The following is a 21,288-nucleotide window of genomic DNA, read 5'->3' on the forward strand; positions in this document are numbered from 1 at the left end:
CTGTCCCCCCCGGTCCTCAGCCGACGTCCGACGAGAAGATGTCCTTCTTCTGGCGCTCGATGCTGTTGACCAGGCCGTCGACGTCGTCGGGATTGTCGATGAAGTCCTGCAGCGCCTTGATCATGACGGTCTGCGCGAAGTCGGGGCGGGTGTCGCGGTCGAGGAACTGCGATATCTGCTTCGCCCCGGAGACGAGTTCGGCCGATTTCTTCTGGAGCGGGCTGTACTTGCTGGTGTCCGCGCCGTCGTTGACCGCGACGTTGTTGGGGTCGCCGGCCAGGTAGATGTCCTCGGCCTTCGGTGTTCCGAGCCACTTCAGGAGTTCCTTGGCGCCGTCGAGGTTCTTCGACTTCTTCGCCACCAGGAATCCGTCGATCGGCGCCTCCACGGCGTCCTGCCCGTGCGCCGGGTCGATCTCGGGGAAGGCGAAGAAGTCGATGTCGTCTCGTTCGTCCGCCGGGAACTGCTGGCCGGGGTGCGGCATGCCGAGGACGGCCATGCTGGTCTTGCGCTTCTGCAACCCCTGGCCCGCCTCTTCCCAGGTACGGCCGAGCGCGCCCTTCTGGTAGTAGGGCATGAGTTCGCGCCACAGGTCGAAGACCTTCTTGACCTTGTTGTCGGTCCAGGCTTCCTCGCCGGCCATCAGGCTCTTGTGGAACTCGTATCCGTTGAGGCGCATGTTGATGTAGTCGAAGGTGCCCATCGCGGGCCAGCCGTCCTTGTCGCAGAAGGCGACCGGGATGCCGTCCTTGCGCATCTTCTTGGCGAGCGCGATGAACTGGTCCCACGTTCTGGCCTGCTCATAGCCCTGTTTCTCGAAGAGGCTCTTGCGGTGGAAAACGGCCCACGGGTAGTAGTAATACGGCACGAAGTACTGCTTGCCCTCGTGCGTGGACTGTTCCCGCAGCGCGTCCGAGAAGCCCTTGAATTCCTTCCACACGTCGCTGATCTCGATCAGCAGGCCCTTCTCCGCGAAGTACTGCATGCGGTATCCCGCGAACCACATGAAGACGTCGTCAGGGGTGCCCTGCAGATAGCGCGTGATGTTCTGCTGGAACTCGTTGTGCTCTGTCGTGTTGACCTTGACGGTCTTCCCGGACTTCTTCTCGTAGGCGTCGAAGGCGGTGGCGAACGCCTTCTTCGGGACCGCGTCCGAGGAATTGGAGCCCATCGTGACTTCGTCCTTGTTGCCGCCCGGGCCGTCGCCGCAGGCCGTGAGCAGGGCCGGAAGGGTGACCGCACCGGCTCCCGCGGCCGCACCACGCAGGACATTCCGCCGCGACATCCGATGTCCTGACATGCTTCGAGGCGTGGCAGGACCCATGAACGATGACTGTGCCATGTCCCCCTCCTCGGGGTGCAACCGAACACAACCGAACGCGAGGGTTGCGATCCCACTCCCAAGTGCCGTGCCAGTCAAGGGGTTTGGCGTTCGCATGCTCGAACCGTTACGGCCCCTCTTCCAACAGAGTCCAACACGGCCTAACGTAAGCGCGCACTTCTGACACGTACATGCAGCCCCACAACTTCTGCGAGTACGGAGGAATGTAACGATGCGTCACATCCCAGCCCTCACCACGCGTCGAAGAGTCGTCGGATCGCTCGCCGCCGTACTGCTGTGCGCGGCAGGGCTCGCCGCCCCGGCGGCGACGGCACGCGACACGGGCGGCGCGAGTGATACGGGCGGCGCGAGCGACTCGCGTGACCGGAGCGCGGCCGAAGGGACCTCCGCCGCGAAGGCGAAGCTCCCCGGCGATCTCGCCCGCACCCCGCCCATGGGCTTCAACAACTGGAACTCCACCCACTGCAGGGCCGAGTTCGACGAATCGATGGTCAAGGGAATCGCGGACCTCTTCGTCGAGAAGGGCCTCAAGGACGCCGGCTACCAGTACGTCAATCTCGACGACTGCTGGGCCCTGCCCGAGCGGAACGCCGACGGCAAGCTCGTGCCCGACCCCAAGCGATTCCCCAACGGCATCAGGGGAGTTGCCGACTATGTGCACGGCAAGGGCCTGAAGCTCGGCATCTACACCAGCGCCGGCACCAAGACCTGCAGCGACATCGGATTCCCCGGCGCACTCGGCCATGAGGTCAGCGACGCACGGCAGTTCGCCGACTGGGGCGTCGACTACCTCAAGTACGACAACTGCAACAACCAGGGTGTCGACGCCAAGCAGCGGTACATCGCGATGCGCGACGCGCTGAAGGCCACCGGCCGCCCCATCGTCTACAGCCTCTGCGAATGGGGCGAGAACAAACCCTGGGAGTGGGCGGCCGACGTAGGCCATCTGTGGCGCACCACCGGCGACATCAGCGACAACTGGAGCTCGATGCTGTCGATCATGAAGCAGAACCTGCCGCTCGCCGAGCACGCGGGGCCGGGCCGCTGGAACGACCCGGACATGCTGGAGGTCGGCAACGGCGGCATGACGGACACCGAGTACCGCACGCACTTCTCGATGTGGTCCGTCATGGCCTCGCCGCTGCTCATCGGCTCCGACCTGCGCAAGGCCACGCCCGAGACCTTCGAGATCATCGGCAACAAGGAAGTCATCGCCGTCGACCAGGATCCGCTGGGCAAGCAGGGCACGGTGCTGTCCTCGGAGGGCGGGCGCTGGGTCGTCGCCAAGGAGATGCGGGACGGCAGCCGGACGGTCGCCCTCTTCAACGAGACGAACACCGCCCAGTCGATCGCCACCACCGCCGGGGCCGTGGGGCTCCCGGACGCCGACGGCTACGCGCTGCGGGATCTGTGGCAGCACAAGAGCTACAACACGGCGGGCCGGATCGCGGCGACCGTCCCCGCGCACGGCACCGTACTGCTGCGCGTCGCGGCGGACGGCACCTGGGGCAAGAACCCGCCGGCGGTCGAACTGGGCCTCGGCGGTGACCCGTTGGTGGAGGCGGGCCAGGCGAAGAAGCTGACGTCGCAGGTCACCAACCTCGGCCGCACCTCCGCGCAGAAGGTGTCCGCCGCCTTCAGCGGTCCCTCCGGCTGGCGGATCAGGGCGACCTCTCCCGCGACCGCGAACTCCCTGCGTACGGGCAAGTCGCTGAGCACGTCGTGGACGGTGACCGCACCGCGGGGTGCGGCGCCGGGGGCATACGACCTGACGCTCAAGACCACCTACCGCTCCCCCGGCGGCGCCCGCGCCCAGAGCGTGCTCCCGCTGACGGCCCACGTGGTCGTGGCGCCGCCCGCGGGCGACTCGGCGGTCAGTGACCTGCCGTGGATGTCGACCGTCAACGGCTGGGGGCCTGTCGAGAAGGACACCAGCAACGGCGAGGAGGCGGCGGGCGACGGCAAGCCGCTCACCATCGGCGGGGCGGTCTACGCCAAGGGGCTCGGGGTGCACGCGGCGAGCGCCGTCGAGTACTACACCGGCGGGTCCTGCGAGAAGGTCGCCGCACGGGTGGGCGTCGACGACGAGAAGGGCGCCAAGGGCACGGTCACCTTCGAGATCTGGGCGGACGGCAAGAAGGCCGCGTCGACCGGCGTCCTGACCAACGCCGACGCCGCGCGGAGCCTTACGGCCGACGTGTCCGGGGCGCAGGTCGTACGCCTCGTCGTCACGGACGGCGGCGACGGCAGGGACTCCGACCACGCGGACTGGGCGGAGCCGGTGCTCAGCTGCTGATCATCACGGGTCATCAACTGCGGTCCGGGCAGGGGTACTTCAGCCCGGACCGCAGTCAAGAGCGGCAACTCCCCCGGCGTATACCCGAAGCGATCAGCTCCCCACCACCGGCCGCAGGGCCACCGTCCTGTCCTCCTGGCTCAGTGCGGCCGCCGCGGCCCCGACCAGGCCCGCGTCCGTCCCCATCAGCGCCGGGGCCACGGTCAGGTCGCGTACGAACGAGAGCGTGGCGTAGTCCTTCAGGGAGCGGCGCAGCGGGTCGAAGAGCACGTCGCCCGCCTTCGCCACCCCGCCCCCGATCACCGCGATGTCGATCTCGACGAGGGTCGCCGTGGCCGCGATTCCGGCGGCGAGTGCCTGTGCCGCCCGTTCGAAGGAGGCGACGGCGACCGGGTCACCGGCGCGCGCCGCGAGGGCCACCGCGGCGGCGGACGTGTCGCCGTCGGCCCCCGGCCGCCATCCGCCCTCCACCGCGCGCCGCGCGATGTTCGGCCCGCTCGCTATGCGCTCCACGCACCCGCGCGCGCCGCACGGGCAGGCGTCGCCGTCCAGGTCGACGCTGATGTGCCCGATGTGCCCCGCGTTACCGGTGGGGCCGGGGTGCAGCTTGCCCCCGAGGATCAGGCCGCCGCCGACCCCGGTGGACACCACCATGCACAGCGCGTTGTCGTGCCCGCGCGCCGCGCCCTGCCAGTGCTCGGCTGCCGTCATCGCGACGCCGTCCCCGACGAGCTCGACCGGAAGGCCGCCGGTGGCCGCGCGCACCCGCTCGACCAGCGGATAGCCGCGCCAGCCGGGGACGTTGACCGGGCTGACCGTCCCCGCCGACGCGTCCACGGGACCCGCGCTGCCGATGCCGACCGCCCGCGCCCTGCCCCACAGCGGGGCGCGCGTGAGCTCGCCTATGACCTCTTCGACCGCCCGCATCACGGTGTCGCCGTCCTCACGCGCCGGCGTGGGCCGCTGGGCGCGCAACAGGATCCGGCCGCGGCCGTCCACCAGCGCGCCGGCGATCTTGGTGCCGCCGATGTCGAGTGCGGCGACGAGGTCCGTGTGCATCAGTGTCAGATCTCCTGGTGAAAGGGCAGGCCGACCTTTTGGTGAAAGGGCAGGCCGGAGAATGCGATGGACAGTCTCTCTTGCATCTGACAACGTTGTCCAGGTTCTATGCTCGACGCCACATCACTTACGCACCACTTTCAGCTCACCTACGTCGACGACAGGACAGCGCACCGTGGCCGAGACCGCCAGCCGACCCGAGCGACCCGAACCCCGCTACGGCAATCGTCCGACCATGAAGGACGTCGCCGCGCGCGCCGGAGTCGGCCTCAAGACGGTCTCCCGCGTGGTGAACGGCGAGCCGGGCGTCACCCCGGACACCGAGCGCCGCGTGCAGGAGGCCATCGACGCCCTGGGCTTCCGCCGCAACGACAGCGCGCGGGTCCTGCGCAAGGGCCGCACCGCCAGCATCGGCCTGGTCCTCGAAGACCTCGCCGACCCCTTCTACGGCCCGCTCAGCCGCGCCGTGGAGGAGGTGGCCCGCGCCCACGGCGCGCTCCTCATCAACGGTTCGAGCGCCGAGGACCCGGACCGCGAGCAGGAGTTGGTGCTCGCGCTGTGCGCACGCCGGGTCGACGGCCTGGTCGTCATCCCGGCCGGTGACGACCACCGCTATCTGGAGCCGGAGATCGCCGCCGGTGTCGCCACCGTCTTCGTCGACCGTCCCGCCGGGAAGATCGACGCCGATGTGGTGCTCTCCGACAGCTTCGGCGGAGCGCGCGACGGCGTCGCCCATCTCATCGCCCACGGCCACCGCCGTATCGGCTTCATCGGCGACCAGCCGCGCATCCACACCGCCATAGAGCGGCTGCGCGGCTACCGCGCGGCCATGGAGGACGCCGGAATCGCCGTCGACGAGGAGTGGATGTCGCTGGGCGCGACCGATCCGGACCGTGTCGAGCAGGCCACCAAGACGATGCTGGGCGGCCCGGACCCCGTCACGGCGATCTTCGCGGGCAACAACCGCGTGACGGTGACGGTCGTCCGTGTCCTCGCCGGGCTCCCGCGCCCCGTGGCCTTCGTCGGCTTCGACGACATCGAACTCGCGGACCTGCTGCAGCCGGGCGTGACGGTCGTCGCGCAGGACGCCGCCCAGCTCGGCAGGACCGCCGCCGAGCGCCTGTTCCGGCAGCTCGACGGCGCGTCCGACGCGCCGGAGCGGATCGAACTCCCGACGCGCCTCATCGAGCGCGGGTCGGGCGAACTGCCGCCCGCGGGCTGACGGTTGACGGGGCGTCGGCGCTCAGCAGACCGGGAGGCCGGGCAGCGGTTCGTCGTTGTCTCCGCCCTTGATGTAGACGTCGCTGATGAAGACGTCTCTGTTGCCGCTGTCGTCGTCCGTCTTGGCCCACCAGACGTTCGTCCACTCGCCGTGCGTCTCGCGGCGGCCGAGGTTCTGCTGGCAGTAGAAGTAGTTCGTGCCCGCGTTCAGTACGCCCGCTTCGGCGCCCGAAGCGGTGTACGACGTGGAGGTACGCCAGACCGAGCAGTCGTACTTGCCGCCGCCCGCGGCGTGGCAGGCGGGTTCGGGGGCGGGATCGTCGCCGCCGGACGCTCCGCCGGAGCCGCCGCCTGTCCTGCCGTCGTCCTCGGTCGGCTCGGAGGAGGGCTTGGGGCGGGTCTCCGGTTTGCCGTCGGACCCGGTGTCGTCCTTGTCCTCCGCCTCGCCCTTGCCCCTGTCCTTGCCGGAGGAGTCCTCCCCTTCCGGCTTGCGGGACTTCTCGTCGCCCTGCTTCGAGGGCTTGGAACCGTCCGCGCCGTCGAGGGCGCCGCGGCTGCTTCCGTCGTCCGGCTCGGCGGCGCCCCCGGAGGACGCGGGCCGCTTGGCCTGGCTGCCGCCGTCCCCCTGGTCGCCGAGGAGGGTGACGGTGATGCCGGTGGCCGCGAGGACGACGGCGACGGCCGCCGCCGCGAGCAGCACCCGGCCGCGGCGCGGTCGCCGCTCGGGGGGCGTGGCGGGCGCCGCGGGACCCGAGGGCACGGCCCCGCCGGAGGGCGGCGGTCCGAACCCCGGCGGCGGCCCGCTCGGGATGCTCCGCTCCGTGGCCTCCCGCGGCCGGGGCGCGGGCCCGTGCGCCGCCGCCGTCACCGCACCGGCCGCGGCGTCGGCCAGGAGCAGCGCCCCCTGCGCCGCGTCCGGCCGTGCCTGCGGGTCCTTGTGCATCAGCTGCCGCAGCACCGGGATCAACGGGCCCGCCCGCTGCGGCTCGGGCAGCGGGTCGGTGACGATCGCGGTGAGCGTGGACCACGTCGACGTACGGCGGAAGGGGGACGCTCCCTCGACGGCCGCGTACAGCGTGGCGCCGAGGGCCCAGACGTCGGACGCGGGGCCCGGGTCCTGGCCCTGTGCGCGCTCGGGCGCCAAGTAGTCCAGGGAGCCGACCAGTTCGCCGCTGCGCGTGAGGTGGGTGGCGGAGCCGTCGCCGGGGTCGTCCATCGTGGCGATGCCGAAGTCGGTCAGGACGACGCGGCCGCCGGTCTCCAGGAGAATGTTGCCGGGCTTGACGTCGCGGTGCAGGACACCGGCGCGGTGGGCGGCGGCGAGCGCGTCCATCACCTTGGCGCCGATGGCCGCCGCCTCGCGGGGGTCCAGGGTGCCGCGCTCGCGCAGCACGTCGTCCAGGGACGGCCCTTCGACCAGTTCCATGACGATCAGGGGCCGCCCGTCGACCTCCGCCACGTCGTGCACGGCGACGACTCCGGGATGGCGCACCCGGGCCGCGGCGCGGGCCTCGCGCTGCATCCGTACGCGCAGGTCGGCCAGTTCGGGGGCTGCCGCGTCCGTGTAGGTCCGCAGTTCCTTGACGGCGACCTCGCGGCCGAGCACCTCGTCGACGGCGCGCCAGACCACCCCCATGCCGCCGCGCCCGAGCTGCGCCGCCACGCGGTAGCGCCCGGCGAGCAGCCGGCCGACACCGCCCGTCTGTTCCTGGTCCCCCGAAGTCACCACTGCCCCGTTCCTGTGACACCACTGTGCGTGGCCCACAGACTACGGGGCAGGAGTGACGGCGCGTGTCCGGAGTTACTTGGCGGAGGGCGTGAGGTCGCCGCGGCGCGGGCCCGAGAAGTACTGCAGGCGGGCCAGCGTCAGTCCGGTGAGGCGGGTGACCTCGCCGGCGTCGAGGGCGCCGCAGTCCAGGCCGCGCAGGAGGTACCCGGCGAGCGCCTTGGCCGATGCCGGCTCGTCCGCCACGTCGCCGCCCTCGCGGTGGGCCGCGTACGCGGACAGGCGCGCGGCGGCCTGCTCGAAGCCCTCGCGGTAGAAGGCGAACACGGCCGCGTAGCGCGTGGGGATGTGGCCGGGGTGCATGTCCCAGCCCTGGTAGTAGGCGCGGGCCAGGGCGCGGCGCGTGAGGCCGTAGTGCAGCCGCCAGGCGTCGTGGACCTTCTCGGTGGTGCCGACGGGCAGAACGTTCGTGGAGCCGTCCGATACGCGTACGCCGGTGCCCGCCGCCGCGACCTGCATGATCGCCTTGGCGTGGTCGGCGGCCGGGTGGTCGCTGGTCTGGTAGGCGGCGCTGACACCGAGGCAGGCGCTGTAGTCGAAGGTGCCGTAGTGCAGGCCCGTGGCGCGGCCCTCGGCGGCGTCGATCATGCGGGCCACGGTGGCGGTGCCGTCGGCGGCCAGGATGGACTGGCTGGTCTCGATCTGGATCTCGAAGCCGATCCGGCCCCGCTCCAGGCCGCGCGCCTTCTCGAACTCCTCCAGGAGGCGCACCATCGCGGTGACCTGCTCGGGGTAGGTGACCTTGGGCAGCGTCAGGACGAGGCCTTCCGGCAGGCCGCCCGCTTCCATGAGGCCGGACAGGAAGATGTCGAGGGTGCGGATGGCGCGGTCGCGCACGTTCTCCTCGAAGCACTTCATGCGGATGCCCATGTACGGGGCGGCGGTGCCGTTCTTGTAGGCCTCGGCGACGAGGCGGGCCGCGCGGGCGGCGTCCTGGTCCTCGTCCGCGCCCTTGTAGCCGTCCTCGAAGTCGATGCGCAGGTCCTCGACGGGCTCGCGCTGGAGCTTGGCGCGTACGCGGTCGTAGACCGGCACGGCGAGGTCGTCGGCGAGGCCCAGGACGGCCGCGAAGGAGGCCGCGTCCGGGGCGTGCTCGTCGAGGGCCTTCAGGGCCTGGTCGCCCCAGGTGCGGATGGTGTCGGCACCGAAGAGCTCACCGGGGACGTACACGGTGTGGACCGGCTGGCGGGTGCCCGGGTCTCCGGGGTAGCGGCGCTCGAGCTCCGCGTCCACCGGGGCGAGGGAAGCGCTGATGCCCTCGCTGACCGCGCCCGCGAGACTCGTTGCCACCTTCTCTTGCTGACCCATTCCTGCACCCTCCACACGCTCGGGACCACACACTCTGGACCATTCAGGATTACTCAAAAGCCAGATGAACTTCCGCTTCACGGAATCGAGAATCCGCATAGCGAAGTTATCCGGCGACCTTCCCGCTGGTCAACACCCTCTCGTCTGCCGGACCCCGTCCGTTCACCCGTGTCTCAGATCCTGCTTCCGCACTCGCGTGCCCGCACCTCATCCTGACCGTCACCCATCGAAGGAGACCGCGTGCCGAACGACACCCGAGTAACGCGCCGCCTGGGCCTGCAGACCGCGCTCGCCGCGGCGGCAGTGCCCTTGTTCACCACCGCGCTGGCCGCATCCCCCGCGCGTGCAGTGGAGCGGGCGGGGCGCCGCCTGGAGATCATGTCGTTCAACCTCCGCTACGCGAGCACCACGCCGCCCCACACCTGGGCCGACCGCCGCCCGGTGACCCGGGAACTCCTCCGCCGGGCGCGCCCCCATGTCATCGGCACCCAGGAAGGCCTCTACCAGCAGGTGCGGGACATCGCCGAGGACCTGGGCGCACACTACGACTGGATCGGCACCGGCCGGGCCGGCGGCAGCCGCGACGAGTTCATGACCGTCTTCTACGACACCCGCAGACTCGCGCCGGTCGAGTACGACCACTTCTGGCTCTCCGACACCCCGGACGTCATCGGATCGAACACGTGGGGCGGCGGCTCCATCCGCATGGTCACCCGGGTCCGCTTCCACGACCTGCGCACGGACACGGAGTTGTACGTCCTGAACACCCACCTGGACAACGCGAGCCAGAACGCACGCGCGCGTGCCGCGCGGCTGATCTCCGAGCGGATCGCCGCCCTCGACTCGTCCCTGCCGCTCCTGGTCACGGGTGACTTCAACGTCGCGGCCCACAAGAACCCGGTCTACGACACGATGCTGGGCGCCGGGCTCGTCGACACCTGGGACGCGGCGGACGAGCGCAGCAAGGCGTACGCCACCTTCCACGGCTACAAGCCGCTGACGCCGGACGGCGACCGGATCGACTGGATCCTGGCGACGCCCGGCGTGCGGGTCCACTCGGCGGCCATCAACACCTTCTCGCAGGGCGGCCAGTTCCCCAGCGACCATCTGCCGGTGCAGGCCTCGCTGACGCTGTGACGCGACTGCGCCCGTGACACGGCGAGGCCTTCGCCCCCGCTGTGTGCGGGTGGCGAAGGCCTCGTTCTGCCTGAAGCGGGTCAGCCCTTGCGGGTGTTGACCTCGTCGGTGAGGGCGGGGACGACGTCGAAGAGGTCGCCGACCACGCCGTAGTCGACCAGTTCGAAGATCGGGGCCTCGGCGTCCTTGTTGATGGCCACGATCGTCTTGGAGGTCTGCATGCCCGCCCGGTGCTGGATCGCGCCGGAGATGCCCGAGGCGATGTACAGCTGCGGGGAGACACTCTTGCCGGTCTGGCCGACCTGGTTGGAGTGCGGGTACCAGCCCGCGTCCACCGCGGCGCGCGAGGCGCCCACCGCCGCGCCCAGCGAGTCGGCGAGGGACTCGATGAGGTGGAAGTTCTCCGCGCCGTTCACGCCGCGGCCGCCGGAGACCACGATGGCGGCCTCGGTCAGCTCCGGACGCCCGGTCGACTCGCGCGGCGTGCGCGCGGTCACCTTCGTGCCGGTGGCCTGCGCGGAGAAGGACACCTCAAGGGCCTGGACCGCACCGGCGGCCGGGGCGGCCTCCACCGCCGCGCTGTTGGGCTTGACGGTGATGACCGGGGTGCCGGTGGTGATGCGGGACTTGGTGGTGTAGGAGGCGGCGAACGCCGACTGCGTGGCCACCGGGCCCTCGTCGCCCGCTTCCAGGTCGACGGCGTCGGTGATGATGCCCGAGCCGATCCGCACCGCCAGGCGGGCGGCGATCTCCTTGCCCTCCGCGGAGGAGGGCACCAGCACCGCGGCCGGCGAGACCGCGTCGTAGGCGGCCTGCAGCGCGTCCACCTTCGGCACCACCAGGTAGTCGGCGAACTCGGCGGCCTCGCTGGTGAGGACCTTGACCGCGCCGTGCTCGGCCAGCGCGCCGGCGGTGTCGGCGGCGCCGCTGCCCAGCGCGACGGCCACCGGCTCGCCGATCCGGCGGGCCAGCGTGAGCAGCTCCAGGGTGGGCTTGCGGACGGCACCGTCCACGTGGTCGACGTAGACCAGAACTTCAGCCATGGGACTTCAATCCTTTGCAGAGACGAGGAAGCGAGATGAGGGGGGCGGCGGGGCTCAGATGAACTTCTGGCCCGCGAGGAACTCGGCGAGCTGCTTGCCGCCCTCGCCCTCGTCCTTGACGATCGTGCCCGCACTGCGCGCGGGCCGCTCGGTGGCCGCATCGACCGTCGTCCAGGCACCCTCCAGGCCCACCTGGCCGGCCTCCAGGTCCAGATCGGAGAGGTCCCAGGCCTCGACCGGCTTCTTCTTGGCGGCCATGATGCCCTTGAAGGAGGGGTAGCGGGCCTCGCCCGACTGGTCGGTCACCGACACCACCGCGGGCAGCGCGGCCTCCAGCTGCTCGGAGGCGGTGTCGCCGTCCCGGCGGCCCGTCACCTTCCCGTCGGCCACCGATACCTCGGACAGCAGGGTCACCTGCGGGACGCCCAGGCGCTCGGCCAGCAGGGCCGGCACGATGCCCATGGTGCCGTCGGTGGACGCCATCCCCGAGATCACCAGGTCGTAGCCGGCCTTCTCGATCGCCTTGGCAAGGACCAGCGAGGTGCCCAGCGCATCGGTGCCGTGCAGGTCCTCGTCCTCCACGTGGATGGCCTTGTCCGCACCCATCGACAGCGCCTTGCGCAGCGCGTCCTTGGCGTCCTCCGGACCCACCGTCAACACGGTGATCTCCGCGTCATCCGCCTCGTCCGCGATCTGCAACGCCTGCTCGACCGCATACTCGTCCAGCTCCGACAGCAGGCCATCGACGTCATCCCGGTCCACGGTCAGGTCATCGGCGAAGTGCCGGTCGCCGGTGGCGTCGGGCACGTACTTCACGGTGACAACGATCCTCAAGCTCACGCCGGCTCTCCTACTGCATCGTCTTTACTGGGCTGCTGCCTTGGCTCTGGCCACTGCCTTCCTGCAGGCAGCATAGGCGCCTGAAGGGGCGGATCCCGGTCGGGGCGGCCCGCGCTCCGACCAGAATATTACTCGCCAGTACACCTATTGCGTTCCCACTAAGCAAGCGCTTTGAACTGTGACCTTCCCAACGCTCTGTAATCGGGCGCGGAGAGGGTCGTACGGGAACTTTCAGTCGCGCAGCGCGTTGAAGCGACCTTGGTGGTAGAGCAGCGGTCGTCCCACGCCCGCGGGGTCGCCCACCACGGCCTCCGCGAGGACGATCCGGTGGTCACCTGCGGGCACCCGTGCCGCGACCCTGCAGACCAGCCAGGCGAGCGTGCCGTCGAGCACCGGGACACCCTCGGGCCCCTCGTACCAGCGCGTGCCCGCGCCGAAGCGGTCGGCGCCGCTGCGCGCGAAGGTCGATGCGAGGTCGAGCTGGTGCTCGCCGAGTATGTGGACGCCGACATGCTCCGCCTCCGAGACCGCGGGCCAGCTGGAGGCACCCGTACCGATGCCGAACGAGAGCATGGGCGGTTCGGCGGAGACCGAGACGAGCGAGGTGGCGGTGAAACCCACGGGTCCTGCGGGGCCCTGCGCGGTGATCACCGCGACCCCCGCCGCGTGCTGCCGGAAGACGGAGCGCAGGAGGTCGGGGGATGCGAGCTGAGGAGTGCGGAGATCGGGCGTTGCCGTCATGGATTTGTCCTTCTGCAGGAGGTACGAGCGGTTCCGTGGCTGCTCAGCAGCCCGGACAGCGCGCACTCGCATGACGGGCGAGGTCCACGTGGACGCGCTCGTAGAGAAGGAGCTCCGGAGGCATGGGAGCAGGCTGGCGATAGGTGGCGGGTGCAGTCAAGTCCGTTCCGCGATGTGAAAGATGCCTCGCCAGGCCCTGGACCGGTGTCATGACGCCCTCCTCCCCCATGCCCCGCTCCTCACACGGCCCTGCCGAGCGCGGCGATCACGTCGGCCTTGCGCGGCTGCCCGGTCGCGCGCAGCACGGTCCGTCCTTCCGCGTCGAGCACCAGGACCGTCGGTGTCTTGAGGATGTCCAGTTCCCGTACGAGATCGAGCTCGGCCTCGGCGTCGATCTCCATATGTGAGACACCGGGCACGATCGCGGCCACCTCGGAGAGAACTCTGCGGGTGGCCCGGCAAGGCTGGCAGAAGGCGCTGGAGAACTGCACGAGCGTGGCGCGCCGGCCCAGTTCGCGGCCCTCCCAAGTACCGTAGCCCGAAGGGTCGATGCGGTCCCCCGCGTCACGTATCCGCACGTCAGCCTCCCGCCCCGGCATGATGATCCAACTGTCCCCGTCTTCAGCGTCCGCGCGCTCGCGGACATTCCCAACGTGACGAGAATCTCGCGCCCGCCGGGCACTATGGGTGGTCAGCCGTCCGTTCTTGGGGCACGATCTGCGCAACGCCGAAAAACCTACGGCTGCGTAACTTCCCGCCGGGAGCCCCCTCCCAAGGCAGACACGAAGGGCCCTCCCCACCCATGGCAGAGCTTGTCTACCGTCCGGTCATCGGTGCCGCCAAAACGCTGTTCAAGGCCTGGGACCTGAAGATCGACTGCAAGGGGTCGGAGAACATCCCTCGCACCGGCGGTGCGGTCCTTGTCAGCAACCACATCAGCTATCTCGACTTCATCTTCGACGGCCTCGCGGCCCTGCCGCAGAAGCGGCTCGTGCGCTTCATGGCCAAGGAGTCGGTGTTCCGGCACAAGATCTCCGGTCCGCTGATGCGCGGGATGAAGCACATCCCCGTCGACCGCAAGCAGGGCGAGACCGCCTACCAGCACGCGCTCGACTCGCTGCGCTCCGGTGAGATCATCGGTGTTTTCCCCGAGGCGACGATCTCCCCGTCGTTCACGCTGAAGAGCTTCAAGTCGGGCGCCGCGCGCCTGGCGCAGGAGGCCGGGGTCCCGCTGGTCCCGATGGCGCTGTGGGGCACGCAGCGGCTGTGGACCAAGGGGCAGCCGCGCAACTTCAAGCGCAGCCACACCCCCATCACGATCCGGGTCGGCGAGCCGATGGAGGCTCCCGCGGACCAGTTCGCGGGAGCGATCACCCGGCGCCTGCGCGAGCGCTGCCAGGAGCTCCTCGAGGCCGCCCAGCGCGCCTATCCCGTACGCCCCAAGGGCCCGGACGACACGTGGTGGATGCCGGCGCACCTCGGCGGCACCGCGCCGACTCCGGCCGAGGTGAAGGCCGCCGAGGCGAGCTGAATCGATTACTCCGGGCGTTCGGACGCCCGCTCCGGCGCGTGGACGGTGAGCCGCGCGCCGGGGCTGAACTTTTCGATGAGCTCGGCCAGCTCGTCGCCCGCGGCCTCGGCCCCGGAGTCCGGCCCCATCCCCTCCAGCAGGAAGATGGCGTTGACGGACTCCTCCGTGAGGCGGGTGCGCGGCCCCTGGCGCCAGTTCCAGCGGCGGCAGGTGACTCCCTCGTCGTCGCACCAGACGACCTCGCCCGCGTCCGGGTGCTCGACGGTCCGCTCGCCCCCCGCCATGGTCACGAAGTCCTCGGTGCCGGTGGCCCGCACCAGGCGCATGCCGCCCTTGATGTGGTCCAGATCCTCGCCGCCGACCGGGATCAGGTGGGCCACGCTGATCGCGTTGTAGACGTCGACGAGGGTGTTGATGCGCGGCAGTCCGCCGTCAGCGAGGGCGCGCTTGGCGAGCGCCTCGGCGGAGTTGCGCGTACGCGAGGGCTTCGCGCCGAAGGCGGTGTACGTCGCGCGCCAGGCCGCCATGTGCGGGTCCTCGTGCGAGGCGCGGCCCTCCAGCCGCTCGGCGAGGCGGCGCGCGGCCTCGTCGAGGAGGTGCGAGGTCGCGTCGGTGCTGGGTCCGTTGACGAGCCCGAAGGCCTCGACGGCTACGTGGGTGAAGCCGGGCGCGAGGGCGCGGACCTCGTCGGAGACGGTCAGGTCGATGGTCATGGTCCGTCGTGCCTCACAGTTCGTGCGTCACAGTTCCGAGGGGTAGATCTGCCAGAGGTGCCGCCGGTCGCGGGCTTCCTTGAGTACGCGGACCACCACTGGACTCGGTTCAGCGTACAGGACCGGATAGTCCACTTCATTGGACTCTGGATCCACGGGCCAGGCCAGCCGCTCCTCGCCGAGGCTGAACTGTGCGTCGACCCCGGCCGGGATGTTCCCGCGCGCGTCCTGCCGGTGCCAGGCGCCGTCGAGGCGCACGGCGACCAGGCCGTGCAGGGAGTAGCCGCTGGTGTTGTCGTCCCGCAGCCGCTGATAGCAGAACGCCGTCGGGATGTCCTCGGCGCGCAGCAGGGCGGCCAGGGCGTGGGACTTGGCGGTGCAGATGCCGGTGCGCTCCCGCAGGACGTCGGAGGCGCGCCAGGTGACCTCCGTGCGGCCCGCGTCCTGCGAGTGCGGGATGGCGTCGCGCACGAACTCGAAGGCGGCCCGGGCGTAGGCGTACGTATCGGCGGATGACTTTGCAAGACCGGCCACCGTCTCGCGGACCAGCGGATGATGGTGGTCGACCACGTCGTCGGCGGCCAAGTACGCCGACAGGTCAGGGTTTTCCTGGATCAGGTGCATGGCACGGGAGCATAGGAACGCGGCCGACCGCGATGCAATGCATTTACGGTCGACCGCATACCTATGCGGTAATCAGTAGGGGGACGGCTAGCGCGCCATCTCCTCCTTGAGGGCCGCGACGAACCCGTCCACGTCCTCCTCGCGCGTGTCGAACGCGCACATCCAGCGGACGTCACCCGCCGCCTCGTCCCAGAAGTAGAAGCGGTACTGCTTCTGCAGCCGCTCGCTCACGTCGTGCGGCAGCCGCGCGAAGACGGCGTTGGCCTGCACCGGGTAGAGGATCTCCACGCCGTGGACGGCGCGCACGCCCTCCGCGAGGCGCTGCGCCATCTCGTTCGCGTGCCGTGCGTTGCGCAGCCACAGATCCTTGGCGAGCAGGGCCTCCAACTGCACCGAAACGAAGCGCATCTTGGAGGCGAGCTGCATGGACAGCTTGCGCAGGTGCTTCATGTGCTTGACGGCGTCCTGGTTGATGACGACGACGGCCTCCCCGAAGAGCGCGCCGTTCTTCGTGCCGCCCAGGGACAGGATGTCCACGCCGACCGCGTTCGTGAACGTCCGCATGGGGACGTCCAGGGACGCGGCGGCGTTCGATATGCGTGAGCCGTCGAGGTGCACCTTCATGCCGAGCGCGTGCGCGTGGTCGCAGATGGCGCGGATCTCGTCGGGCGTGTAGAGCGTGCCCAGTTCGGTGTTCTGCGCGATCGAGACGACCTGCGGCATCGCCCGGTGCTCGTCGTCCCAGCCGAACGCCTGCTTGTCGATCAGCTCGGGGGTCAGCTTGCCGTCGGGCGTGGGCACCGTGAGCAGCTTGAGGCCGCCCATGCGCTCGGGGGCGCCGCCCTCGTCCACGTGGATGTGCGCGGACTCGGCGCAGATCACCGCGCCCCAGCGGTCGGTGATCGCCTGGAGCGCGACGACGTTGGCGCCCGTGCCGTTGAAGACCGGGAACGCCTCGGCCGTGGGGCCGAAGTGGCCCCGGATGACCTGCTGGAGGTTGGCCGTGTAGTCGTCCTCGCCGTACGCGATCTGGTGACCGCCGTTGGCCAGAGCGATGGCGGCGAGCACCTCCGGGTGGGCGCCCGCGTAGTTGTCGCTCGCGAACCCCCGTATCTCCGGGTCGTGATGGCGGCGCGCGTCGGTCTTCGGAGGGTTCACGGCCTCTCTGTCACGGGTGTCGCGAGCGGTCACGGCTTCTCGGTCAGCCACAGGCGGGTTCCGTTCACTTCTCCGGCGGGCCGCTCCCAGACTCCGGCGATGGCATCGGCCAGCTCCGTGACGTCCGTGAAGCCCGCGAACTTCGCGTTGGGCCGCTCCGCGCGCATCGCGTCGTGCACCAGCGCCTTGACCACCAGGATGGCAGCCGCCGATGTCGGGCCCTTCTCGCCCCCCGCCTTGCGGAAGGCGTCACCGAGGGCCAGGGTCCAGGCCTCGGCGGCGGCCTTCGACGCGGAGTACGCCGCGTTGCCCGCGGTCGGCTTGGAGGCGCCGGCCGCGCTGATCAGGAGATAGCGGCCGCGGTCACTGCGCTGGAGGCCGTCCTGGAAGGCGAGCGAGGTGTGCTGCACCGTGCGGATCAGGAGCTTTTCGAGCAGGTCCCAGTCGGCGAGGTCGGTCTCGGCGAAGGTGGCACTGCCGCGCCAGCCGCCGACGAGGTGGACCAGGCCGTCGATCCGCCCGAACTCCTTCTCCGTGCGGGTGGCCCACTCGCGGGCCGCTGCCGGGTCGAGCAGATCGACCGTGTCGCCTATGACGGTGGCCCCGCCGTGCGCGTACCTCGCCGCGTCCACGGCCTCCGCGAGGCGCGCCGCGTCGGCGTCGGACGCCACGACCGTGGCACCGGCCTCGGCGAGCCTCAGCAGCGTGGCACGGCCCGCCGGACCGGCTGCCCCCGCGACCGCGACCACGGCTCCATCGAGTGCGGACATCGTCCTCGCCTCCTTGGTGGTGCGGTTGCTCACGCGGCGACCTGCTCGGCGCCCTTGGCGGTGATCCCCTTCGTAGAGGCGATCACGTTCTTGAGCTTCTTGGAGAGCGCCTCATAGAACATGCTGAGCGGAAACTCGTCCGGAAGCACGTCGTCGACCAGTTTTCGGGGCGGAAGCTGCACATCCAGGGCGTCCGGGCCCTTGGCCCAGCGCGATCCCGGGTGCGGGGCGAGGTACTGGGAGACCAGGTCGTACGCGGCGAACCAGTGCACGAGCTTGGGGCGGTCGATGCCCGCGCGGTAGAGCTCCTCGATCTCGGCGCACAGCTGGTTGGTGACCTGCGGCGCGCGCTCCCAGTCGATCTTGAGCTTGTTGTCGGTCCAGCGGACGACGTCGTGCTTGTGGAGGTACGCGAAGAGCAGCTGGCCGCCGAGCCCGTCGTAGTTCTTGACGCGGTCGCCCGTGACCGGGAAGCGGAACATGCGGTCGAAGAGGACGGCGTACTGCACGTCGCGCGCCTGCGGGACGCCCTCGGCCTCCAGCTTCACGGCCTCCTTGAAGGCGGTGAGGTCGCAGCGCAGCTCTTCGAGGCCGTACATCCAGAACGGCTGGCGCTGCTTGATCATGAAGGGGTCGAAGGGCAGGTCGCCGTGGCTGTGGGTGCGGTCGTGGACCATGTCCCACAGGACGAACGCCTGCTGGCAGCGGTCTTGGTCGCCGACCATCTCGCGGATGTCGTCGGGCAGTTCGAGCCCGAGGATGTCCACGGAGGCCTCGGTGACGCGGCGGAAGCGGGCCGCCTCGCGGTCACAGAAGATGCCGCCCCAGCTGAAGCGCTCGGGGGCCTGGCGCACGGCGATGGTCTCCGGGAAGAGCACGGCCGAGTTCGTGTCGTACCCGGCGGTGAAGTCCTCGAAGGTGATGCCGCAGAACAGCGGGTTGTCGTAGCGCGTGCGCTCGAGCTCGGCCAGCCAGTCGGGCCAGACCATGCGCAGGACGACCGCTTCGAGATTGCGGTCCGGATTGCCGTTCTGCGTGTACATGGGGAAGACCACGAGGTGCTGCAGGCCGTCCCGGCGGTCGGCCGCGGGCTGGAAGGCCAGCAGCGAGTCCAGGAAGTCCGGCACCTTGAAACCGTCGTCGGCCCAGCGCCGCAGGTCCGCGCCGAGCGCCTGGTGGTACGCGGCGTCGTGCGGCAGGAGCGGGGCGAGCTGGTCGATCCCGGATATCACGCGGTCGACGGCGAGTTCGGCCACGGCCTTCGCCGGGGCGCCTTCCGCGTCGAAGTCGATCGAGCCGTCCGCGGACTGCCACGGGCGGATCTCTTCCACGGCGTCCTTGAGCATCGGCCAAGCCGGGTGCTCCACGACCCTTCCCACGGGGGCACCCCCGCTCGCGGGAGGAACCGCCCCTTCCGTAACCCTCTGCACAAGAATTTCCGTCACTTGTCAACCTCCACGGGAGAACCTCGCGTGAGGACACCGTATGCGGGCGAGGTTCTCCACCACAAGAGGAGGCTCAGGAAATTATCCTGTGACACCCCCAACATCACCGCCGATTTTCCTGTCGGTAACCGTTGAGGCGATCGCTTCTGCCACATCTGCCAACGCGGCCCGCGCATCGTCCAGGAGCCGCGGGAAGCCCAGGAAGCCGTGGAACATCTCCGAATAGTGCCCCCGTGTCACCGGGACCCCCGCACGGCCCAGCTTGACCGCGTAGGCCTCGCCCTCGTCGCACAGGGGATCGCAGCCCGCGGTCACGATGTGCGCGGGCGGCAGCGCGGACAGGTCCGCGGTCGCGGGCGAGGCGTAGGGGTGGGTGCCGTCGCCGTCCGGGCCGAGGTACTGCCGCCAGAACCAGCGCAGGTGCGCGGCGGTGAGGAAGTAGCCGGTCGCGTTCGACGTATACGAGCCGCTGTCCTGCCCCGCGTCGAGCACGGGGTAGATCAGCACCTGGAGCGCCACGGCGGGTCCCGCGCGGTCCCGTGCCATCAGGGCGGCGACGGTCGCCAGGCCTCCCCCGCTGCTGTCCCCGGCCGTCACCACGGCGCCCGGATCGCCGCCGAGCTCCCCGGCCCCGGCCCTCCCGGCGGCCCAGCACAGCGCCGCGTACGCGTCCTCGGCGGCGGCGGGGAAGCGGTGCTCGGGGGCCAGGCGGTAGGCGACGGAGACCACGACGGCGCCGGACTCGGCGCACAGGGTGCGGGCCGTGGCGTCGTGGGTGTCGAGGCCGCAGAGGGTGTAGCCGCCGCCGTGGAAGAAGACGACGGTGGGGCGAGGGCTCCTCGGCCCTTCCGGGTGGTAGACGCGTACGGGCAGGTCGGGGGCGCCCGCGGGGCCGGGGACGGTCCGGTCCCGGACCGCTCCCACCGGGGGTGCGGTCTTGCCCTGCGCGGGGGGCGCGGCGAGGATGCGGCGGGCCTCGGCCGCGTCCGTGACCGTGCCGCCGAGGTCGGGGAAGGCGGCGCTCAGCGCGTCGACGAGGGGGCGCGCCTGCGGGGCCAGGCGATCACCGTCCGTCCCCGGGGCCGTCACCCGGATTCCTGGGCGCGGAAGTACGGGATGACCTTCTCGCCCCACTGCCGCAGGGTCTCCATGCAGGCCTCCTGCGGGACGGTGCCCATCTGGACGAGGCACATGATCTCGTCGGCCCCGGCGTCGCGGAGGCGTTCCACGTAGGCGATGGCGTCGTCGGCGGTTCCGTAGGCGTGCTCGGCGTTGAAGGTGGCCGTGGAGGTGGGCCGTACGGGGATGTTGTGCTCATGCAGCCGCGCGACGACCTGCTCGGCGGCCTCCCGCATCGCGGCCGCCTCGTCGGCGCCTTCGACCACGGCTTCGTCGGGGATGCCCGCGCCGCCGTACCAGTGGCCGATGGACTGCGCGAAGAACCGCTGCCCGCGGATGCCCACGCTCCGGGCCGTCTCCCGGTCGTCGAGCACGATGGTCGGGCAGAGCACGGAGAAGTGGTCGTTGATGACACCGGAGACGAAGCGCGCGTCGCTGCGGGACGCGATCGCGGTGTCGTACGCCGCCCGCATCTCGGCGATCGACTCGGGCCCCGCGAAGCCCATCACCAGGGCGCCGATGCCGAGTTCGGCGGCCTGCTTGAGGGTTTCGGTCCTGCTGCAGGCCAGGAAGAGCGGGGGGTGCGGGGTCTGGTGGGGCCGGGGCAGGATGGGGTGCGGGTCGATGTCCAGGAGCGGGCCGTGGTGCTCCAGTTCGTCGCTCGCCCAGGCCTTGCCGATGATCTGGAGCGCTTCTTCGACCTCCTGGGTCGTACGTTCCTTGTCGACGCCGCAGAGCGATGTCTCCTGGAGCGTGCCGCCGCGCCCCGCCCCGAGGTCGAGCCGTCCGCCGGAGAGCAGGTCGAGCATGGCGGCGCGCTCGGCGACCCGCGCCGGGTGGTTGAAGCGGAACGGCATGCAGACCACGCCGTGGCCTATGCGGATGGTGCTGGTGCGGGCGGCGACCCAGGTCAGGAAGATCTCCGGGGCGCTCATGTGGGCATACCACTTGAGGGAGTGGTGTTCGACCGCCCAGATGCGGTCGAAGCCCATCTCCTCGGCCAGGACGGCCTGTTCGACGCTGTCCCGGATGAGTTGGTGCTCGCGCTCGACCGTGGGATCGGCGAGCTGTGCTTCGAATATGACGGAGAACTTCACGTGCCCTCCAGGGAGTTGAGCCGTGGCCGCGTGACCCTTGTTTCGATTAGTCATATGA

The 21,288-nt window shown here is 70.5% G+C and carries 19 protein-coding genes; 4 read left to right on the top strand and 15 right to left on the bottom strand.

Annotation, left to right across the window (positions count from 1 at the left end):
- Nucleotides 1–16 precede the first annotated feature (16 nt).
- The gene (locus ABZ906_RS45740) at nt 17–1,285 is read right to left on the bottom strand and encodes an ABC transporter substrate-binding protein (protein ID WP_361393232.1); all 1,269 of its coding nucleotides are present in this window, start codon (nt 1,283–1,285) and stop codon (nt 17–19) included.
- Between the two features lie 268 nt (nt 1,286–1,553).
- Between ABZ906_RS45740 and ABZ906_RS45745 the strand changes: the two genes are divergently transcribed.
- Nucleotides 1,554–3,638: an NPCBM/NEW2 domain-containing protein gene (locus ABZ906_RS45745; protein ID WP_361393233.1), complete on the top strand. Its 2,085-nt coding sequence runs from the start codon at nt 1,554–1,556 to the stop codon at nt 3,636–3,638.
- A 93-nt stretch (nt 3,639–3,731) separates the two neighbouring features.
- On the opposite strand, the gene ABZ906_RS45750 is transcribed toward ABZ906_RS45745, so the two are convergent.
- Nucleotides 3,732–4,697, bottom strand: coding sequence for an ROK family protein (locus tag ABZ906_RS45750; RefSeq protein WP_361183496.1), 966 nt, complete (start codon nt 4,695–4,697; stop codon nt 3,732–3,734).
- A 235-nt stretch (nt 4,698–4,932) separates the two neighbouring features.
- Between ABZ906_RS45750 and ABZ906_RS45755 the strand changes: the two genes are divergently transcribed.
- Nucleotides 4,933–5,919 (top strand): LacI family DNA-binding transcriptional regulator, encoded by a 987-nt coding sequence (locus ABZ906_RS45755; protein ID WP_361183576.1) that lies wholly within the window; start codon nt 4,933–4,935, stop codon nt 5,917–5,919.
- A 21-nt stretch (nt 5,920–5,940) separates the two neighbouring features.
- Here the strand turns inward: ABZ906_RS45755 and ABZ906_RS45760 are convergent, their stop codons facing one another.
- The gene (locus tag ABZ906_RS45760; protein ID WP_361393260.1) at nt 5,941–7,644 is read right to left on the bottom strand and encodes a serine/threonine-protein kinase; all 1,704 of its coding nucleotides are present in this window, start codon (nt 7,642–7,644) and stop codon (nt 5,941–5,943) included.
- A gap of 75 nt (nt 7,645–7,719) precedes the next feature.
- Complete coding sequence (locus ABZ906_RS45765) at nt 7,720–9,012, bottom strand: aldolase/citrate lyase family protein (protein ID WP_361393235.1); 1,293 nt, start codon at nt 9,010–9,012, stop codon at nt 7,720–7,722.
- A gap of 240 nt (nt 9,013–9,252) precedes the next feature.
- Between ABZ906_RS45765 and ABZ906_RS45770 the strand changes: the two genes are divergently transcribed.
- On the top strand, nt 9,253–10,149 hold the full coding sequence (locus ABZ906_RS45770; RefSeq protein WP_361183500.1) for an endonuclease/exonuclease/phosphatase family protein: 897 nt from the start codon (nt 9,253–9,255) through the stop codon (nt 10,147–10,149).
- A gap of 80 nt (nt 10,150–10,229) precedes the next feature.
- Here the strand turns inward: ABZ906_RS45770 and ABZ906_RS45775 are convergent, their stop codons facing one another.
- The 4 genes from ABZ906_RS45775 to ABZ906_RS45790 form a co-directional block, all read right to left on the bottom strand.
- A complete protein-coding gene (locus ABZ906_RS45775; protein ID WP_361393237.1) occupies nt 10,230–11,192 on the bottom strand; it encodes an electron transfer flavoprotein subunit alpha/FixB family protein in 963 nt (320 codons plus the stop codon).
- Nucleotides 11,193–11,246: 54 nt separating this feature from the next.
- A complete protein-coding gene (locus tag ABZ906_RS45780) occupies nt 11,247–12,032 on the bottom strand; it encodes an electron transfer flavoprotein subunit beta/FixA family protein (protein WP_361200048.1) in 786 nt (261 codons plus the stop codon).
- 231 nt (nt 12,033–12,263) lie between these two features.
- Nucleotides 12,264–12,773 carry a flavin reductase family protein gene (locus tag ABZ906_RS45785; RefSeq protein WP_361393239.1) on the bottom strand — a complete coding sequence of 170 codons (510 nt, stop codon included), beginning with the start codon at nt 12,771–12,773 and terminating at the stop codon, nt 12,264–12,266.
- 239 nt (nt 12,774–13,012) lie between these two features.
- Nucleotides 13,013–13,372, bottom strand: coding sequence for a thioredoxin family protein (locus ABZ906_RS45790; protein ID WP_361393241.1), 360 nt, complete (start codon nt 13,370–13,372; stop codon nt 13,013–13,015).
- Nucleotides 13,373–13,575: 203 nt separating this feature from the next.
- Here ABZ906_RS45790 and ABZ906_RS45795 point away from each other — a divergent pair, with 203 nt between their 5' ends.
- Nucleotides 13,576–14,304, top strand: coding sequence for a lysophospholipid acyltransferase family protein (locus tag ABZ906_RS45795; RefSeq protein WP_361200039.1), 729 nt, complete (start codon nt 13,576–13,578; stop codon nt 14,302–14,304).
- A 5-nt stretch (nt 14,305–14,309) separates the two neighbouring features.
- Here the strand turns inward: ABZ906_RS45795 and ABZ906_RS45800 are convergent, their stop codons facing one another.
- The 7 genes from ABZ906_RS45800 to ABZ906_RS45830 form a co-directional block, all read right to left on the bottom strand.
- Nucleotides 14,310–15,017, bottom strand: a complete 708-nt coding sequence (locus tag ABZ906_RS45800) for a phenylalanine--tRNA ligase beta subunit-related protein (protein ID WP_361393243.1) — start codon at nt 15,015–15,017, stop codon at nt 14,310–14,312.
- Between the two features lie 27 nt (nt 15,018–15,044).
- A complete protein-coding gene (locus ABZ906_RS45805; RefSeq protein WP_361393245.1) occupies nt 15,045–15,641 on the bottom strand; it encodes a transglutaminase family protein in 597 nt (198 codons plus the stop codon).
- An 87-nt stretch (nt 15,642–15,728) separates the two neighbouring features.
- On the bottom strand, nt 15,729–16,799 hold the full coding sequence (locus tag ABZ906_RS45810; RefSeq protein WP_361393247.1) for a low specificity L-threonine aldolase: 1,071 nt from the start codon (nt 16,797–16,799) through the stop codon (nt 15,729–15,731).
- A gap of 29 nt (nt 16,800–16,828) precedes the next feature.
- On the bottom strand, nt 16,829–17,569 hold the full coding sequence (locus ABZ906_RS45815) for an SDR family NAD(P)-dependent oxidoreductase (protein ID WP_361200028.1): 741 nt from the start codon (nt 17,567–17,569) through the stop codon (nt 16,829–16,831).
- Nucleotides 17,570–17,598: 29 nt separating this feature from the next.
- Nucleotides 17,599–19,014, bottom strand: coding sequence for a DUF6421 family protein (locus ABZ906_RS45820; protein WP_361200025.1), 1,416 nt, complete (start codon nt 19,012–19,014; stop codon nt 17,599–17,601).
- Between the two features lie 81 nt (nt 19,015–19,095).
- Complete coding sequence (locus ABZ906_RS45825) at nt 19,096–20,103, bottom strand: alpha/beta hydrolase (RefSeq protein WP_361393249.1); 1,008 nt, start codon at nt 20,101–20,103, stop codon at nt 19,096–19,098.
- Complete coding sequence (locus ABZ906_RS45830) at nt 20,100–21,230, bottom strand: LLM class flavin-dependent oxidoreductase (protein WP_361393251.1); 1,131 nt, start codon at nt 21,228–21,230, stop codon at nt 20,100–20,102. Before ABZ906_RS45830 ends, ABZ906_RS45825 begins: the two co-directional genes overlap by 4 nt.
- Between the last annotated feature and the right edge of the window lie 58 nt (nt 21,231–21,288).

This window comes from Streptomyces sp. NPDC046925 (assembly GCF_040644915.1).
GTDB lineage: Bacteria > Actinomycetota > Actinomycetes > Streptomycetales > Streptomycetaceae > Streptomyces.

Excerpts from the sequence above, each read along its gene's own strand:
- ABZ906_RS45775 (WP_361393237.1), bottom strand. The coding sequence starts at position 11,192 with ATGGCTGAAGTTCTGGTCTACGTCGACCACGTGGACGGTGCCGTCCGC.
- ABZ906_RS45740 (WP_361393232.1), bottom strand. The coding sequence starts at position 1,285 with ATGTCGCGGCGGAATGTCCTGCGTGGTGCGGCCGCGGGAGCCGGTGCG.
- ABZ906_RS45785 (WP_361393239.1), bottom strand. The coding sequence starts at position 12,773 with ATGACGGCAACGCCCGATCTCCGCACTCCTCAGCTCGCATCCCCCGAC.
- ABZ906_RS45755 (WP_361183576.1), top strand. The coding sequence starts at position 4,933 with ATGAAGGACGTCGCCGCGCGCGCCGGAGTCGGCCTCAAGACGGTCTCC.
- ABZ906_RS45790 (WP_361393241.1), bottom strand. The coding sequence starts at position 13,372 with ATGCCGGGGCGGGAGGCTGACGTGCGGATACGTGACGCGGGGGACCGC.
- ABZ906_RS45795 (WP_361200039.1), top strand. The coding sequence starts at position 13,576 with ATGGCAGAGCTTGTCTACCGTCCGGTCATCGGTGCCGCCAAAACGCTG.
- ABZ906_RS45750 (WP_361183496.1), bottom strand. The coding sequence starts at position 4,697 with ATGCACACGGACCTCGTCGCCGCACTCGACATCGGCGGCACCAAGATC.
- ABZ906_RS45765 (WP_361393235.1), bottom strand. The coding sequence starts at position 9,012 with ATGGGTCAGCAAGAGAAGGTGGCAACGAGTCTCGCGGGCGCGGTCAGC.
- ABZ906_RS45805 (WP_361393245.1), bottom strand. The coding sequence starts at position 15,641 with ATGCACCTGATCCAGGAAAACCCTGACCTGTCGGCGTACTTGGCCGCC.
- ABZ906_RS45745 (WP_361393233.1), top strand. The coding sequence starts at position 1,554 with ATGCGTCACATCCCAGCCCTCACCACGCGTCGAAGAGTCGTCGGATCG.
- ABZ906_RS45815 (WP_361200028.1), bottom strand. The coding sequence starts at position 17,569 with ATGTCCGCACTCGATGGAGCCGTGGTCGCGGTCGCGGGGGCAGCCGGT.
- ABZ906_RS45800 (WP_361393243.1), bottom strand. The coding sequence starts at position 15,017 with ATGACCATCGACCTGACCGTCTCCGACGAGGTCCGCGCCCTCGCGCCC.